This window comes from Agrobacterium sp. CNPSo 2736, from assembly GCF_004005385.1.
Lineage (GTDB): Bacteria > Pseudomonadota > Alphaproteobacteria > Rhizobiales > Rhizobiaceae > Agrobacterium > Agrobacterium leguminum.
In genome coordinates, this window is the sequence record NZ_RZTX01000002.1 from 431,778 (window position 1) to 447,847 (window position 16,070).

The 16,070-nt window shown below is 59.6% G+C and carries 15 protein-coding genes; 9 read left to right on the forward strand and 6 right to left on the reverse strand.

What is annotated here, in order from left to right; all coding sequences use genetic code 11:
• Positions 1 to 109: 109 nt before the first annotated feature.
• From EM858_RS06185 to sseA, 3 genes are read left to right on the forward strand one after another with little or no spacing between them, the layout of a single operon-like run.
• Positions 110 to 1,147, forward strand: a complete 1,038-nt coding sequence (locus EM858_RS06185; RefSeq protein WP_020810800.1) for a cysteine synthase A — start codon at positions 110 to 112, stop codon at positions 1,145 to 1,147.
• Between the two features lie 12 nt (positions 1,148 to 1,159).
• Positions 1,160 to 1,897 (forward strand): alanyl-tRNA editing protein, encoded by a 738-nt coding sequence (locus EM858_RS06190; RefSeq protein ID WP_080817217.1) that lies wholly within the window; start codon positions 1,160 to 1,162, stop codon positions 1,895 to 1,897.
• A gap of 16 nt (positions 1,898 to 1,913) precedes the next feature.
• Positions 1,914 to 3,335, forward strand: a complete 1,422-nt coding sequence (sseA, locus tag EM858_RS06195) for a 3-mercaptopyruvate sulfurtransferase (protein WP_127756161.1) — start codon at positions 1,914 to 1,916, stop codon at positions 3,333 to 3,335.
• Between the two features lie 291 nt (positions 3,336 to 3,626).
• On the opposite strand, the gene EM858_RS06205 is transcribed toward sseA, so the two are convergent.
• A complete protein-coding gene (locus tag EM858_RS06205; RefSeq protein WP_127756162.1) occupies positions 3,627 to 4,514 on the reverse strand; it encodes a DUF4344 domain-containing metallopeptidase in 888 nt (295 codons plus the stop codon).
• A 164-nt stretch (positions 4,515 to 4,678) separates the two neighbouring features.
• Between EM858_RS06205 and EM858_RS06210 the strand changes: the two genes are divergently transcribed.
• From EM858_RS06210 to EM858_RS06220, 3 genes are all read left to right on the forward strand, one after another.
• Positions 4,679 to 5,146 (forward strand): DUF1203 domain-containing protein, encoded by a 468-nt coding sequence (locus tag EM858_RS06210; RefSeq protein ID WP_127756163.1) that lies wholly within the window; start codon positions 4,679 to 4,681, stop codon positions 5,144 to 5,146.
• A 97-nt stretch (positions 5,147 to 5,243) separates the two neighbouring features.
• Entirely contained in the window at positions 5,244 to 5,579 is a 336-nt protein-coding gene (locus tag EM858_RS06215) for a PilZ domain-containing protein (RefSeq protein ID WP_003502271.1), read from the forward strand.
• A 207-nt stretch (positions 5,580 to 5,786) separates the two neighbouring features.
• Positions 5,787 to 7,775, forward strand: coding sequence for a bifunctional 2',3'-cyclic-nucleotide 2'-phosphodiesterase/3'-nucleotidase (locus EM858_RS06220; RefSeq protein ID WP_127756164.1), 1,989 nt, complete (start codon positions 5,787 to 5,789; stop codon positions 7,773 to 7,775).
• Positions 7,776 to 7,947: 172 nt separating this feature from the next.
• Here EM858_RS06220 and EM858_RS06230 read toward each other — a convergent pair whose 3' ends face one another.
• Complete coding sequence (locus tag EM858_RS06230) at positions 7,948 to 8,490, reverse strand: DUF2087 domain-containing protein (RefSeq protein WP_127756166.1); 543 nt, start codon at positions 8,488 to 8,490, stop codon at positions 7,948 to 7,950.
• Between the two features lie 279 nt (positions 8,491 to 8,769).
• Complete coding sequence (locus tag EM858_RS06235) at positions 8,770 to 9,738, reverse strand: LysR family transcriptional regulator (protein ID WP_127756167.1); 969 nt, start codon at positions 9,736 to 9,738, stop codon at positions 8,770 to 8,772.
• A 149-nt stretch (positions 9,739 to 9,887) separates the two neighbouring features.
• Here EM858_RS06235 and EM858_RS06240 point away from each other — a divergent pair, with 149 nt between their 5' ends.
• Positions 9,888 to 10,505, forward strand: coding sequence for an FMN-dependent NADH-azoreductase (locus EM858_RS06240; RefSeq protein WP_080856228.1), 618 nt, complete (start codon positions 9,888 to 9,890; stop codon positions 10,503 to 10,505).
• A gap of 43 nt (positions 10,506 to 10,548) precedes the next feature.
• Here the strand turns inward: EM858_RS06240 and EM858_RS06245 are convergent, their stop codons facing one another.
• From EM858_RS06245 to ilvA, 3 genes are all read right to left on the reverse strand, one after another.
• Positions 10,549 to 11,814: a GGDEF domain-containing protein gene (locus EM858_RS06245; protein ID WP_020811124.1), complete on the reverse strand. Its 1,266-nt coding sequence runs from the start codon at positions 11,812 to 11,814 to the stop codon at positions 10,549 to 10,551.
• A gap of 117 nt (positions 11,815 to 11,931) precedes the next feature.
• The gene (locus EM858_RS06250; protein ID WP_020811123.1) at positions 11,932 to 12,243 is read right to left on the reverse strand and encodes an HlyU family transcriptional regulator; all 312 of its coding nucleotides are present in this window, start codon (positions 12,241 to 12,243) and stop codon (positions 11,932 to 11,934) included.
• A gap of 75 nt (positions 12,244 to 12,318) precedes the next feature.
• Positions 12,319 to 13,593 carry a threonine ammonia-lyase gene (gene ilvA / locus EM858_RS06255; protein WP_127756168.1) on the reverse strand — a complete coding sequence of 425 codons (1,275 nt, stop codon included), beginning with the start codon at positions 13,591 to 13,593 and terminating at the stop codon, positions 12,319 to 12,321.
• Between the two features lie 80 nt (positions 13,594 to 13,673).
• Here ilvA and EM858_RS06260 point away from each other — a divergent pair, with 80 nt between their 5' ends.
• Both EM858_RS06260 and EM858_RS06265 read left to right on the forward strand, forming a co-directional pair.
• Positions 13,674 to 15,131: a TrkH family potassium uptake protein gene (locus EM858_RS06260; RefSeq protein WP_020811121.1), complete on the forward strand. Its 1,458-nt coding sequence runs from the start codon at positions 13,674 to 13,676 to the stop codon at positions 15,129 to 15,131.
• Between the two features lie 106 nt (positions 15,132 to 15,237).
• On the forward strand, positions 15,238 to 15,492 hold the full coding sequence (locus tag EM858_RS06265) for a heavy-metal-associated domain-containing protein (protein ID WP_127756169.1): 255 nt from the start codon (positions 15,238 to 15,240) through the stop codon (positions 15,490 to 15,492).
• Positions 15,493 to 16,070: the final 578 nt, after the last annotated feature.

Consider the following 16,070-nt stretch of genomic DNA (forward strand, 5'->3'; position numbering starts at 1 on the left):
CAAAATTTTGCGTGGCGAAGCCAAAGCCGGGAAGATAATTTCTTGCCTTGAAGCGGTTGTAACGGGACATAACGGCACCTAATTTCCGCTCAGACAAGAAGGCTCAATCATGACCATTCACTCCTCTGCGCTCAGTGCCATCGGCAACACGCCGCTCATCCGCCTGAAAGCCGCCTCTGAAGCGACGGGGTGTGAAATCCTCGGCAAGGCGGAGTTCCTCAATCCCGGCCAGTCGGTGAAGGATCGGGCCGCGCTCTATATCATCCGCGATGCCGAACGGCGCGGGCAGCTGCGACCGGGCGGCACCATCGTGGAGGGTACTGCGGGCAATACCGGCATCGGCCTGTCGCTGGTCGCCAATGCACTCGGCTACAAGACAGTCATCGTCATTCCCGAGACGCAGAGCCAGGAAAAGAAGGATGCGCTGAAGCTGCTTGGCGCCAAGCTGGTCGAAGTTCCGGCCGCTCCCTATTCCAACCCGAATAATTACGTGAAGGTTTCCGGCCGGCTGGCCAAACAGCTTGCCGCGACGGATGAGAACGGCGCGATCTGGGCCAACCAGTTCGACAATATCGCCAACCGTCAGGCCCATATCGAAACGACTGCCCCGGAGATCTGGGACCAGACGGATGGCAAGGTCGACGGCTTCATATGCTCCGTCGGCTCCGGCGGGACGCTTGCGGGCGTGGCCGATGGCCTGCGCGATTTCAACCCCGACATCAAGATCGGCCTTGCCGACCCTGAAGGTGCGGCCCTTTACGAATTCTACAAGCACGGCGTCCTGAAGTCCGAAGGTTCTTCCATCACCGAGGGCATTGGGCAGGGCCGCATCACCGCCAATCTGGAAGGCTTTACGCCTGACTTTTCCTACCGCGTCTCCGATGCGGAGGCGCTGCCGGTTCTGTTCGATCTGGTGACGAAAGAGGGCCTTTGCCTCGGCGGCTCCTCCGGCATCAACATCGCCGGCGCAATCCGCCTTGCCCGCGAGCTCGGTCCGGGGCATACAATCGTGACGATACTGTGCGACTACGGCAATCGTTATCAGTCGAAGCTTTTCAATCCGGATTTCCTGCGCTCCAAGGGGCTGCCGATTCCGCAGTGGCTGGCGACGAAAAGCGAGATTGCGGTTCCGTACGAAACCGTTTGAGGACATGCCGAAATGCCTGTGAATGCCCTGTTCCGTGACGATTTTTATCTTTCCACCGCAGAAGCGATCGTCACGGCGGTGCATGAGGATGGCGGCATAGAGCTGGACCAGACATGCTTTTACGCCACCTCCGGCGGACAGCCGGGAGATAGCGGCTTTCTCGAGCGGGCCGATGGTTCGCGCATCGAACTCGGCATCACCAGAAACGGTGCCGACAAGAGCGTGATCGTCCATGTGCCGCTCGAAGGCCAGCCTTCCCCTGATATCGGCGAAAAACTCACCCTGCATGTAGACTGGCCGCGTCGTTACAAGCTGATGCGAATGCACACGGCCTGTCATCTGCTCTCTGTCGTCTGCCAGTGGCCGATTACCGGTGCGGCGGTCGGCGAGGATGAATCGCGTGTCGATTTCGACATGTCGGAAACCATCGACAAGGATGAGGTCACGGCAAAGCTGATGGAGCTGGTGAAAGCCAACCATCCCGTCTTCCTGCAATGGATCACCGACGAGGAACTGCAGGCCAATCCGGGTATCGTCAAATCCAAGAATGTGCGCCCGCCGATGGGCCTCGGCCGCGTCAGCCTCGTCTGCATCGGCGAAAATTCCAGCATCGACAGCCAGCCCTGCGGCGGCACCCATGTTTCCGAAACGCAGGAAGTGGGCGATATTCACATTGCCAAGATAGAAAAGAAGGGCAAGGAGAACAGGCGGTTCCGCATTCGTTTCGGCGCGCCTGAAGCTGTTGCCTGAGATTGGGAGAGACATCGTGAGCACGGATAAGAGCCGTTTCGTCGTTTCGGCGGACTGGGTGGAAAAGCAGCTCGGCACGGCCGGGTTTCGTGTCGTTGATGCCTCCTGGTATCTGCCGGCGCACAAGCGCAACGGTGCGGAAGAATATGCGGCGGGTCACCTGCCCGGTGCGGTATTCTTCGATCAGGACAAGATTGCCGATCATACCACCGGCCTGCCGCATTCCCTGCCCTCGCCGGAATTCTTCGCGGAACAGGCCGGTGCGCTTGGCCTCAGCGACACCGATACGATCGTGGTTTACGATGGCCCCGGCTTCTTTTCCGCGCCGCGCGTGTGGTGGATGCTGCGGGTGATGGGCGTGCGCAAGGCCTATGTGCTGGATGGCGGCCTCGATGGCTGGAAACGCGAAGGCCGGCCGCTTGAAACCGGTATGCCGGAAATCGAGCCGGCAACCTTCACGCCTGATTTCAACGAAAAGCGCGTAACCTCGCTTGACGCCATGCGGGGCATTGTCGACAGCGGCGAAAAACAGATTGCCGATGCCCGTGGCGCCGGACGCTTTACGGGCGACGAGGCCGAGCCGCGTGCCGGCATGCGTTCCGGCCACATGCCCGGCGCACGCAGCCTGCCCGCGACGGCCTTTTCTGAAAACGGTCACTTCAAGGACCTCACCGCCATCCGCAAGATGGTGACCGATGCCGGTATCGATCTTTCGAAGCCCGTCGTCACCAGTTGCGGCTCGGGCGTCACCGCCGCCGTCATTACGCTGGCGCTGGAATCGCTCGGTCACAAGGATAATTCGCTTTATGACGGCTCATGGTCGGAATGGGGCGGATTGCAGGATACGCCGGTGGTTACGGGTCCGGCGGATGCAATCCCCACATTGTCGCACGGACCGCTGAAGGCGCATGTGACACAGCTCGAAATGACGGCTCCGCCGAAGGTCAGCCTGCCGATACCCGTGAACATCCAGACGGCGCTGATGCGGGTCAACAATATTCCCCTGCATTTCTACCGCTATCTTTACTGGCGGGTGGGGAAACGCTGGCACTGGCAAAAGCGCATGCGCATGAGCGATGCCGAGCTTTCCGCCATCCTGCGCGATCCGAAAAACAGCGTCACGGTTCTTTATATGAACGGTGCGCCCGCCGGTTTCTTCGAACTGAACAAGGCGAGTGACGAGGTGACCGAGCTGTCCTATTTCGGGCTGCTGGAAGAGGCGATCGGTGCAGGCGTCGGCAAGTGGTTCCTGTTGCAGGCGCTTTACGCCGCCTGGCAGGACAATCCGCAACGGGTGACGGTGACCACCAACACGCTCGACCATCCGCGCGCGCTGCAGCTTTACCAGATGATGGGCTTTTCGCCCGTCGGCACCTATGAGGCCTGGGTGGAGCCGCTTGCCGATACCGAGCTTCTGGAGATATCGCTGCGAAATTGAGGGGCGCCGGTTCACTAGCCTCATTCCCGTGCTTGTTCACAGAAATGACGGCGAAAGGGGACGCAGCACTCACGCTTTGTCGATAGTCAGATGGGTAGCGCCCTCGCCGGCCACGGTTAGCGTGCAGCGATAACCAAGTGCAGGCGAATCCATCCCTTCGAAAAGTTGCTCTCTTCTCGCCCCGCGCCGTATCCGTCAGGCGAGATGGCGAAATTGCGAACGACAATCTTCGGCACGGCACTCTCCTCCCATATCAGGAAGCCAGATTACCAGCGTCCGGCAATCCTGCCCTCAGATTTCCCGTTCCAGATTAACGGCGGCCGTCGGGATTTGCCCACCGGCAGCGCCCTTGTCTTCGGTGACGGTGTTCAGCAGGTGATCGGCAATCAGTTCCGCCTGGAACTTGCCGAGTTCATAGCAATAGGTGATCTCGCGCTTTTCCGCCGACCAGTAGACGTCGGGACGGCCGCAGGATTTGGCCGCCAACTTGACGTCCCCCTTCAGGCCATAGCTGCTAAAACTGCGGCTGATGAGATCGAGAACCTTCGATTCCTTGATCATGATGGCGTAGGGCTCAAGCTCCGGGTCGCGCGGCGGCACGTAGCTGACGGAAAGTCTGGAAGACGTCTGGCTGCGGTGGGAGCTCAGAAAATTCTCCCAGGCCGAAGCGACGCCCGGATAGGCGGCGGCGCATTTGTCGAATTCGGCGTTGTTGAGCCCCATCATGGCGGCCAGATCGCCATAACCGTCCTTGTCGCGGCCGACCATCAGGCAGGCCATGTTGCGATCGCGGCTCCTGTCGGGCACCAGCGCGGAGAAGACCGGGGCTTCGTGCTCAGGCAAAGTCTCCGCCTCACGCGCCAGATACCAGCTGTCCGTGGCGTTGACGAGCGCGGTGTCGAGCCATTCCTCGTTGGCCTGGAGGATGAGCGTGCCAGCCAGTTGATCGGCCGGGGCCTGTACACTTGCCGTCTCCGCCGTTCCGAAATCCGAGATCAGCATGCGCGCACCCTCGTGATAAAGCGAGAAGATCGCATTGCCGATGACGAAATTGACCGCCTGCTGAAGCTGTTCGTCGGACAGGCCATCGAGACCGGAGGCGACCTGCGCCTCGGCCTCAAGCGGAGCCGTCAACGAAACGAAAGCCAGCGGAACGGCGGCCAGAAAACGACGGAACATAAAATCAGACCTTCCGGGAACGAGGAGCGTCACTGATTCCCGAAGCTAACGAGTCACGCAATGGGCTGGTTGCATCGCCTCTCAAGAATCGGGTGGATAGTGATCCGTTTCGGGACCATAGCTGCAAAGAAGCAACGCCGATCCCAACCCAGGAGGTCTCTACCATGAACGATCTCGTTTTCACTGCAATGCCGGCCAAGCAAGCCGAAGCCTACCGGGCGGGAGCCGCCGACGCCTATGGCAATCCGCCGGAAAAGGCCGTTTCTCCCGGCGAGATGCCCTGTCGCCACTGCCTGCGTCAGATCGGCGAAAGCGAAGGGATGCTGATCCTCGCCTATCGGCCCTTTCCCTCGCTGCAGCCCTATGCGGAAACGGGGCCGGTGTTTCTGCATGCCGACGCCTGTGAGCGCTACCCGCAGACGCAGGCCATTCCGCCGATGCTGGACAGCCCCGATTACATCGTGCGCGGTTATGGAGCCGATGACCGCATCGTCTACGGCACCGGCGCGGTAACGGCGACAGACGAGATCGTTTCGCGCGCGCGGCACCTTCTGGAACGCGCGGATGTCGCTTATGTGCATGTGCGCTCCGCCCGCAATAATTGCTATCAGTGCCGTATCGACACAGCATAATCGGCAATTACATGCAATTTTAAGAGAAGAACTAAATGGCTCTCAAGTTTTCCGCGCCATGATGCAGGTATCGGAAACAATTGATTTGAGCAGCAAAATGACAAACAACCTCAATATGGCGACACGGACCGCGCCCCGCAGCAAGACCAGGATTTTTGCGACCGTGCATTATTTCAGCCAGTCGACCAGAGGGCGTGTGGTCGATCTTTCCGCCACCGGAATGGCGCTCGAGCTGGACGGGCCTTTCGCCGCCGCCAAGGGCAGCCGGGTCAAGGTGCAGAGTGAGGATCTGGGCTTCATCGAGGGCGTCGTGCAATGGCAGCACATGAACCGCCTCGGCCTGCAGCTCAAGCTTTCCACCAACACGCTGGCGCAGCTCTCTTCCTATTTCCGCTTCTTCCACGAGGAAGTGAAACCGACGCTGGCCCGCTGATCCTGAGAGCAGCAATGCACAGAACGTAGGATGCGCATTCTCCGGTGCGGCGACACCTGCGCCGCACTCCCGTGATAAAAAATTTATCAAACGGTTGAAAACCGGCCCATCTGTCACGGGCCTGTCATTTTGGTGATGGACTCCTCTGCGATTGCTTCTACCCTGTCAATTTTCAAGACAGAGCAAGCTTCATCCGAAGGAGTTCCCATGTCGTCGCTTCTCGCTCTCCACCCCATCACCCGCCGTTCGCTTCTGGGTGGCTTCGCAGCCACCTCGGCGCTGGTGATGCTGCACCCTTTTGCTGCGCGTGCGGCGGCCAACCAGGCGCATCTGCGCATCATGGAAACGACCGATATCCATGTTCACGTCTTTCCCTATGATTATTACGCCGACAAGCCGAACGACACGATGGGACTGGCGCGCACCGCCTCGATCATAGACACCATCCGCGCCGAAGCCGGAAACTCGATGCTGGTGGACAATGGCGACTTCCTGCAGGGCAACCCGCTCGGCGACTATATCGCCTATGAGCGCGGCATGAAGGCCGGCGACAAGCACCCCGTGATCAACGCCATGAACGTGCTGGGTTACGATTGCGGCACGCTCGGCAACCACGAATTCAATTACGGTCTCGACTATATGTCGAACACGCTGGCGGGTGCGGGTTTCCCTTACGTCTGCGCCAACCTCACCAAGGGCCAGCTTGCTTCCGATCCGAAGAACGACGAGCTGTTCTTCAAGCCCTATGTCATTCTGGAAAAGCAGATCCGCGACGGCGGCGGCGTGACGAGCCCGGTCAAGGTCGGCATCATCGGCTTCGTGCCGCCGCAGATCATGATGTGGGATTCCAAGAACCTCGAGGGCAAGGCGCAGACGCGTGATATCGTCGAGGCGGCAAAAGCCTGGGTTCCGGTCATGAAGGAGGAAGGTGCGGATATCGTCATCGCCCTTTCCCATTCCGGTATCGACGGCAAGGGCCAGACCGAGCGCATGGAAAACGCCTCGCTTTATCTGGCGGGTGTCGAAGGCATCGACGCGATCTTCACCGGCCACCAGCATCTGGTTTTCCCCGGTCCGAAGACCTGGGACGGTATCGAGGGTGCGGATGCCGTCAAGGGCACGCTGATGGGTAAGCCGGCGGTGATGGCCGGTTTCTGGGGCTCGCATATGGGTCTCATCGACCTGCTGCTCGAAAAGGACGGCAAGAGCTGGAAGATCGTCGACTTCACCTCCGAAGCCCGGCCGATCTACCACCGCGACGAAAACCGCAAGGTCGTCGCCGACTTCACGGACAAGGCGGAAGTCCTCGCCGCCGCCAAGGCCGATCACGAGGCGGCCCTTGCCTATGTGCGCCGTCCCGTCGGCAAGACCTCCGCGCCGCTCTATTCCTATTTCGCGCTGGTGGCCGACGATCCTTCCGTGCAGATCGTCTCCAATGCCCAGACCTGGTACATCAAGGACATGCTGAAGGAAGGGCAATATAAGGATCTGCCCGTGCTTTCGGCGGCAGCCCCCTTCAAGTCCGGCGGTCGCGGCGGTGCGGATTATTATACCGATGTCCCCGCCGGTGACATCGCCATCAAGAATGTCGCCGATCTTTACCTCTACCCCAACACGGTGCAGGCGGTGCTGATCAACGGCGCGCAGGTGAAGAACTGGCTGGAAATGTCGGCCGGCATGTTCAATACGGTCGAGGCCGGCGCAAAGGATGCGCCGCTGCTGAATGCGGACTTCCCGTCCTATAATTTCGATGTCATCGACGGTGTCACCTATCAGATCGACATTTCCAAACCGGCGAAATTCGACAAGGACGGCAAGGCCGTCAACCCGGACAGCAACCGCATCGTCAACCTGCAATTTGAAGGCAAGCCGATCGATCCCGAGCAGAAATTCGTGGTGGCGACCAATAATTACCGGGCGAGCGGCGGCGGCAAATTCCCCGATATCGCCGGCGACAAGGTGATCTTCGTGGCCCCCGATACCAACCGCGACGTGATCGTGCGCTATATCATCGATCAGGGCACCATCAACCCGTCTGCGGATGCGAACTGGTCCTTTGCGCCGGTGGCCGATACCACGGCGATCTTCGAGACCGGCCCCAAGGGCCGCCACTATGCGGCCGATATCAAGGGCGCAAAGATCGAGGATGCCGGCGACGGCGCGGAAGGTTTCGCGAAGTTCCGTCTGGTTCTTTGAGGGCTGCGGCCTTTCGACTGTTGGCGGCAGGGTGAAGCTCTGCCGTCATCCTTGGGCTTGTCCCAAGGATCTAACCACGTCAACAAAATAAATCTGTAGCAGATCCTCGGGACGAGCCCGAGGATAACGTCGAGTTTGATGGAAACTATCGGCAATACCGAGGGCTATCGCCTCAACCGCGCCCACCGAGCGCTCGCAGCAGAAGCGGCAGTTCCAATGGCGGTTTCTGCTCGATGCGCCGATAATCGCTGCCGTCACGGTTACGGCGGATGAGCTTGAGGCCGACCATGTCGCGCCTCAGCATGGCCGCATCCCCGAACAGGTGCAGCCTATCCAGAAAGCTGCTGAATTCGCGCTCTGAAAAGCTCCGCCCGGCGGGAATTTTCGCCCATAGATACCAGAGGCACAGTTCCTGCTGGGAGCGGCGGGCCGGCCATTGCATCAGCCGGCCGGCAGCGTCGAAGACACGAACGGTCTTCAGCACCCTGCCCTCATTAGCTGCCGGCAGCATCTCTGGCCGGGATGGTCCGCTGCCATCGGATGGCTCGCGCGAGGCTCGCAAATGCTGGAAATTTCGGAACCCGGCAGCCCGGCTCAGAAGATTGAGCATCTCCACATGGCTTGGCTTTCGGTCCAGCCTGCCGATCTGTTCGCGGACGGATTTGGCGAAAGTCGAGAGGTCGGCGATATCAATGGAAAGGATCGAACGTGGCATGACTTACCCTCAAGTGCCATTCCGAAAAGGTGTCGCTGATCGCCGGCTTCCGACATGGCACGGGATAAGTGCTGTCAAACTTTGAAAATGCAGGTTTAGCTTCCCTTGCGGGACGGCGATGCCTCGGTGAACTGCTGACCGTGATTTAGGTATAGGCAGGCGACCCGCCCACGTCAATTGGCCTTGCTGGCATAGCGCCGAGGTTGCCGCGCGTTTCTTCTCCCCACCGGGGAGAAGAAACGAGCAGGCCCCGCTCGGTCCAGATATAATTAGCCAATGTCACTCAGCGGCGACAGGAATGGTCCTCCGCTTGTGCGCCGCAAGCATCCCGTTGAAATCCTTGTGGTTCGGGCAGGCAGAGAGGCGTTGCTGAAATGCTTCGGCAAGCCATTGGCCGGCCGGACCGGCAGGCGAATCGATCCGCCGCAGCGCAAAGAGCGGATATTCGCCCTGTTCATAGGCCTCGAGTTCAAGCGCCTTGAGGCTGCCATTGGTGATGTCGTTACGAACGATCGATGCGGGCAGACCGCCCCAACCCAGACCGCCCTTGATGAGCTGGTATTTTGTGGCGATATCGCTGACCCGCCATGTCTTGTAGGAAAGCACATTGAAATCGCGGCCCTTGGTCAGGCCGGATGCATCGGTGACGACAAGCTGAACCTCCTCGCGCACATCGGCAAGGCCTAGCGGCCGCTCGATCTGCGCCAGCGGATGATCCGACGCGACGACCGGCAACATGAAGGAATGGCCGACCTTTTCGACGACGAGTTCATCGTCCTGGCGCAGCATCGCCCCGCCAATGCCGATACCTGCCTTGCGGGAGAGCACCATCTCCATGACCATGCCCAGCTCGCCGACATTGAGGCTGAGGGTGACGGTTGGGAATTGCTGGCGAAAATCCCGCAGCACGGCCACCATGGCCTCCGCCGGCACCATGGTGCTGATGGCGACCGAGAGTTCCGCCTCAAGCCCCTGCTTCAGCCCCTTGGCGCGGGCGCGCATCTCCTGCAGGCCGGCGACGATGCGCCTTGCATCCTCCAGCATGGCGCGGCCTTCATCCGTCAGCTTCGGCTGACGCACGCCGCTGCGCTCGAACAGCGTCACTTCAAGCTGCGCCTCGAGATTGGCGATGGTATAGCTGACCACCGACTGAGCACGATTGAGCGCCCGTGACGCGGCGGAAAAACTGCCGGTCTCAGCAACCGTCAAAAACACCTGCAATTGATCGAGCGTCGGGTTCGCGTCCATGTCCCATCCATTTCATCGATAGATTGCTTCCACATTATCACAGTTTTCTTGATGGCAGTAATTTTTCATATAGAGCGCAAAGGAAGGGCATTGTGCTCTCCCGCCCTCCCAAGGCGCCCGTCAATTCATCGCATATGCAAGGAAAGACCATGTCCAACATTCTTCTCATCACCTCCAGCCCGCGTGGCGACGAATCGGTTTCGAACAAGTTTGCCGGTGAACTCGCCAGCAAGCTGAAGGCCAAGTCGGCTTCCAACACCCTTGTCCACCGCGATCTCGCTGCTGACCCGATCCCGCATCTCGACACCGTCAAGACCGCGGCCATCCGCAAGGCGCCCGACCAGCGCACCGCCGAAGAAGCGGTTGCCGCCGATTATTCCGACAAGCTGGTGACCGAGCTTCTGGCCGCCGACACCGTCGTCATCGGCACCGGCCTCATCAATTTCAACATTTATTCCGGCCTGAAGTCGTGGATCGACAATGTCGCCCGCGCCGGCCAGACCTTCAAATACACCGAAACCGGCCCGGTCGGCCTCGCCACCGGCAAGAAGGTCTATATCGTTCTGGCTGCTGCCGGCGTTTACTCCGAAGGTCCGGCCGTATCGATGAACCATGCCGTTCCTTACCTGAAGACCGTTCTCGGCTTCATGGGCATGACCGATGTGGAAGTCATCTATGTCGAAGGCCTGGCATTCGGTCCGGAAGCCGTCGAAAAGGCTGTGGCCGCCGCTGAAGCCAAGGTTGCCGAGCTGGCGCAGGCCGCCTGAGGCACATCGAATGTCGGGCTGATGCCGGCCAGGATTGCCGGTATCAGCCGACCCACATTCCGTAACGGCCGTGGACCTGGTCCCGGCCGTTATTTTTTGCCGCATAGAGCCGCGCATCGGCCTCCGATAAGAGCGCACGGAAAAGCTGTCCATCCTCGAAAGCGGTGGCGACGCCGATGCTGACGGTCAGCGGCGAACCGTCCGGTCGCTGCAGGTCCGCAAGGATCGCGGCCCGGAGACTGTCCGAAAATGCCAGCGCCGTTTCATGCGTCATCGCCGGCAGGAGCGCCACGAATTCCTCGCCGCCGAAGCGGTAGAGATGCCCCAGCGGCTGCACGGCGCGCTTCAGGACGGCGGCGAATTCCCGCAAGATCTCATCGCCCTGCAGGTGCCCGAACGTATCGTTGACGGTCTTGAAATGATCGATATCGACAATCAGCACGCTGACCGGCCGCTTTTTCTCCAGGCACTCCACGACGACGGAGGGCGCATCGAGTTCCATGCGGGCGCGGTCCGATACGCCGGTCAGCATATCGCGTCCGGAGCGGGACAGAAGCTCCTCGTAACGTTCCCTGAAAGTGAGATCGTTGAAGACATCGGCAACGCTGCGGCGTGTCAGAAAGCGGCCCTTGGCCGATGTCAGCCAGAGATAGGTGGCAAACAGCAGCGAATAGATGCCGACTGCCGCCATCTTCGCCTTCCAGCCATCGTAAAAGACATCGAGAGGTGCGTTGAACAACAATCGCAGCGCCCCATAAAAACCTGCCTGATCGAAGCTCAGGATAACGACGCCGCAGATCGCGAAGCGCAGCACGATATGGCGCTGCAGATAACGCCCCAGTTTTTCGTAAAACAGGATGATGGCGATGGCGTCGATATAGAGCAGGCTGGTTCCCCAGACCATCAGCACGCCCATCTCATCCAGAAATGCGGTGCTGACCGACTGCCCGGGAACGATCGCGACCGTCTGGTGGAAACGGATGATCTGCGCCATGGCGACGGTCACTATATTGCCGAGAAACAGGCCGTAGATCGGCTGTCGAACGACCGCCGCGTCCTCCCGCATATAGAGCATGAGGATCATCATCAGCTTGCCGGCAAAAAGGATCGAGGAGCCGGGCGACGCCACACCGAAAGGCAGCTGCACGTAAAAGACGGCCGCCAGATAGGTCTCCAGAAAATGCATGACGCCCAGCGCGGTGAGAAAAACACCGATGCCAAGAATATGCCGGTAATGAAGGAATGCCGTCATTACCGAAAAATAGACGATGGCCTCCGTCAGAAAGAGGGCCAGATTTGCCCATTGCATCGGCACATGCCCTATCGATCCATATCGCGCGGGTTGATTGGCGCGACTCCATGCCCTCTAGAGACGATAGGCCGAAGCAAACAACGGAATCTTAATATCCGCGGCAAGAATGCGTCATCATTTTCCTGGGAAAAGCGAAGCGCCGTTCTGGTCGATGATGAGCTTTGCCTTGCGGATCGTGAACTCCACCGCATCGTCCATGCTGGTGAAGACGTCGGCGCGCACGAATTCATGCACCAGCACTTCATCGCCGGCCTTTTTTTCGATGCGGCCCGCCAGACGGAACTGACCGCCTTCCTTGATCGGCGTCGCATAGATCAGATAGTCGCCATGCGCATGCGGCTCCGCCTGGGCCGTCTTCTGCGGCGCGTCGGAGGACGGCTGGCCGGAGCCGAAGGCCGAGAGGATTTTGGAAAAAAACGATGCCATGGCTTTCACTCCCTCAATCTGTGTCAGTTTTGAAGGGCGGAGGCGATCCGCCCTTCCCTGCCTTTCGCTCCCCGATCAGATGATCAGGTTCGACAGGATGTCGTTTTCGGTGATGTCCTCATAACCGAGACCGGCCGCTTCGAAGCGTTCCAGCAGGCCGGCGAAGTTTTCCTTCGCGCTCGTTTCGATGCCGATCAGGATCGAACCGAAATTGCGGGCCGATTTCTTCAGATATTCGAAACGGGCGATATCGTCATCCGGGCCGAGCAGGTTGAGGAAATCGCGCAGCGCGCCGGGGCGCTGCGGCAGGCGCAGAATGAAGTATTTCTTCACGCCAGTATAACGCATGGCGCGTTCCTTCACATCCGGAAGGCGCTCGAAATCGAAATTGCCGCCGGAAACCACGGCGATGACCGTCTTGCCTTCCAGCCTCTCGCGGCCGAGCTTTTCCAGCGCGGCAATCGCCAGCGCACCGGCCGGCTCCAGCACCACGCCTTCGAGGTTCAGCATCTCGATGATCGTCACGCAGATGGCGTTTTCCGGGATGAGCATGACCTGCTCGGCCGGAAAATCCTTCAGGGCCTTGAAGTTCAGGTCGCCGATGCGGGCAACGGCGGCGCCGTCGACGAAATTGTCGACCTTGGTGAGCGTCACCGGTTCGCCGCGTTCGAGGCTTTTCTTCAGGCTCGGCGCCCCTTCCGGCTCGCAGAACACGAAGTTCTCCTTGCGGACCGTGCCGGCGAGAAAGCCCGAAAGACCGGCAGAAAGACCGCCGCCGCCAACGGGCATGACGACGATATCCGGCTTCGTGCCTTCCGGAAGCTGATCCATGATCTCGGCGGCGACCGTCGCCTGGCCTTCGATGATGTCCTCATGGTCGAATGGCGGCACCATGTAGCCGTCATTCTCCTCAACATATTTGCGGGCGGCGGCATAACACTGGTCGAATATATCGCCCACCAGACGGATGCTGATGAATTCGCCGCCGAAGATGCGGGTCTTTTCGATCTTCTGCTGCGGTGTCGTCACCGGCATGAAAACAACGCCGTGAACACCGAAATGACGGCAGGCGAAAGCAAAGCCCTGCGCATGGTTGCCGGCCGAAGCGCAGACGAAAACCTTGTTCTTGCCGGCCTTGGCCACCGCCTTGCGCAGGAAGTTGAATGCGCCTCTAATCTTGTAGGAACGAACCGGGGACAGATCCTCACGCTTCAGCCAAATCGACGCGCCATACCGACGGCTGAGATGTTCATTCAACTGCAACGGCGTTTCCGGGAATATTTCCCGCACTTCTCGCCGCGCTGCTTCCACAAGCTGCTTGTCCACGATAGTCAATCCATTGAAATTCATAATGGCACCCGCTATGCCATAGGAAGACGTCCGAGACAAAGACTCATTTCAGCGCGGCAACAAACTCCGGGTTTCATTTCTTGAACAGCAACCTTCTGCGCTCGGTCATTTATGTGGCGTCCATCTTCGGGCTTTACATGGCGACGGCCATGTTCCTGCCGGCGCTCACCGATCTTTATTACGGCAATGACGACTGGATGGTGTTTGCGCTGTCGGGTTTCATGTGCGGGGGCTTTGCGCTTGCCTGCGCGCTGGCGACGCGCGGGCCGATTGCGGCCTTCAACAAACGTTTCGGCTTTCTGCTCGTCAACCTGCTCTGGCTGGTGTTTTCCATTGTCGGCGCGGTTCCGCTTTACCTGTCCGAACTCAACCTGACGCTCGGCCAGGCGCTGTTCGAATCCGTTTCCGCCATTACGACGACGGGATCGACAGCCATTGCCGGTCTCGACAACGCGCCGCAGGGCATCCTTCTCTGGCGCTCTCTGCTGTGCTGGCTTGGCGGTATCGGTATCGTGGCGCTTGGCCTCTTCATCCTGCCGCTGCTGCGCGTCGGCGGCATGACCTTCTTCCGCATGGAATCTTCCGATACCGGCAACGACCGGCCTTTCGCGCGGCTGGCGAGCTTTACCCGGGCTTTCGTGGCCATTTACATCATCATGACGCTTGCCTGTACGATCGCTTACGATTTTGCCGGCATGTCGCATTTCGATGCGCTGAACCATGCCATGTCGACGGTCGCGACCGGCGGTTTCTCCACCCATGACGCGTCTTTCGCCTATTTCGACAATACGGCGCTGTTGTGGATCGCCACCATCTTCCTGATCTTCGGCAGCCTGCCCTTCTCGGTCATGATCCTGCTGGCCGTGCGCCGCCGGCTGGAAACGCTGCGCGACCCGCAGATCGCCGTCTTCCTCGGTTATCTCTGTGCGATCTCGATTGCGGTCGGCGTCTACCATCATTTCAGGAACGGCGTGCCGCTGGATGACGCACTCAGCCATTCCTTCTTCAATATGACCTCGATCCTTTCGACCGGCGGTTTTGCCAGTGACGATTATACGCTCTGGGGGCCTTTCGTCGTCGTCGTCGCGTTTTTCGCAACCTTCATGGGCGGCTGTTCCGGCTCGACGGCGGGCGGTATCAAGGCCTATCGTTTTCTCATCATGTTTAACGTGGTGCGCGCCGGGCTGAAGAAGCTGATCTATCCGAACGCGGTCTATTCGGTGCGTTACGGCCAGCAGGTGGTCGATCCCGATACGATCCGGACGATCTTCCTGTTCGTCAGCTGCTTCATCGCGCTGTGGATCGCCGGCAGCCTTGCCATGAGCCTGATGGGTTACGATTTCCTGACCGCCACCTCCGCCGTTGCGACCTCGCTCGCCAATGTCGGCCCCGGCATCGGCCCGATCATCGGCCCGGCGGGTAATTTCTCCACCATCAGCGATCCCGCGCTTTATCTCCTCTCGGTCCTGATGCTGCTCGGACGTCTGGAAATCCTGACGGTTCTGGTGCTGCTGATGCCGATCTTCTGGCGCAGCTGATGTCGTGGCAGACTTGTTGAGCGCCGTCGAATAAAGCGCTTGACCTTCCCACGTTGGAATAGTCCAGGCTCCTCCTGTTAGAATTCCAAACCATGGAGAACCGCCTATGTGCACCGCTCACCAGCATCACGCCGAAACCACCACGGTACCGGTTGATGCAGACCTTTCTTTTCACGTTGAAGACATGACCTGCGGTCACTGCGCCGGAGTGATCAAGGGCGCGATCGAAAAGACCGTTCCCGGCGCTGCCGTGCATGCCGATCCGGCAAGCCGCACGGTTGTGGTCGGCGGCGTCTCCGATGCGGCACGTATTGCCGAAATCATCACCGCTGCAGGCTATACGCCGGAAGCACGCGCCTGATCCGAAGAGATACCGGCGGCGCTTCATCCCTGCAGCCGCCGGATCGCCCCACCTGCCCCGCTTCACGCTGAATTATGTGACGGGTTATGGACGGCATCCGTCCCTCTTTCCTCCCGGATGGCGAACGCCTCTCCCTTTCGATCAGGGATGACGGAGGAGATTTTTTCCAGTTTAATGAAGCGAATCATCCACATGCCGTCACACCGGCCCTGTGAACCTGTCTGACCCCTTCGGGTGGATCAAGGCACGATATTTATTGTATTCGTGACGTTCCCCACCTCCGTCATTCCGGCCTTGAGCCGGAATCCTGTGTATTGGATTTGTGCTATGTAGAGTGCGGGCGGAAGGCCGTCGGAATCCTGGTCGTTAGAGACCGCCTGCTGGCTTTTGGACCTCCGCCCGCTCTGATAATCCCAACCTGAACAGTTGATGGAGGCCGTGAGCGCGGACCTCGTAGCACAGGATGAGGCTTGCCATGGTACACCCTGTTTACATCGGATGCGACGTCTCAAAGGCACATCTGGATCTTTTCGATGCCGCAACACAAAAAGCCGTCCGCATCGCCAATACCGGCACCG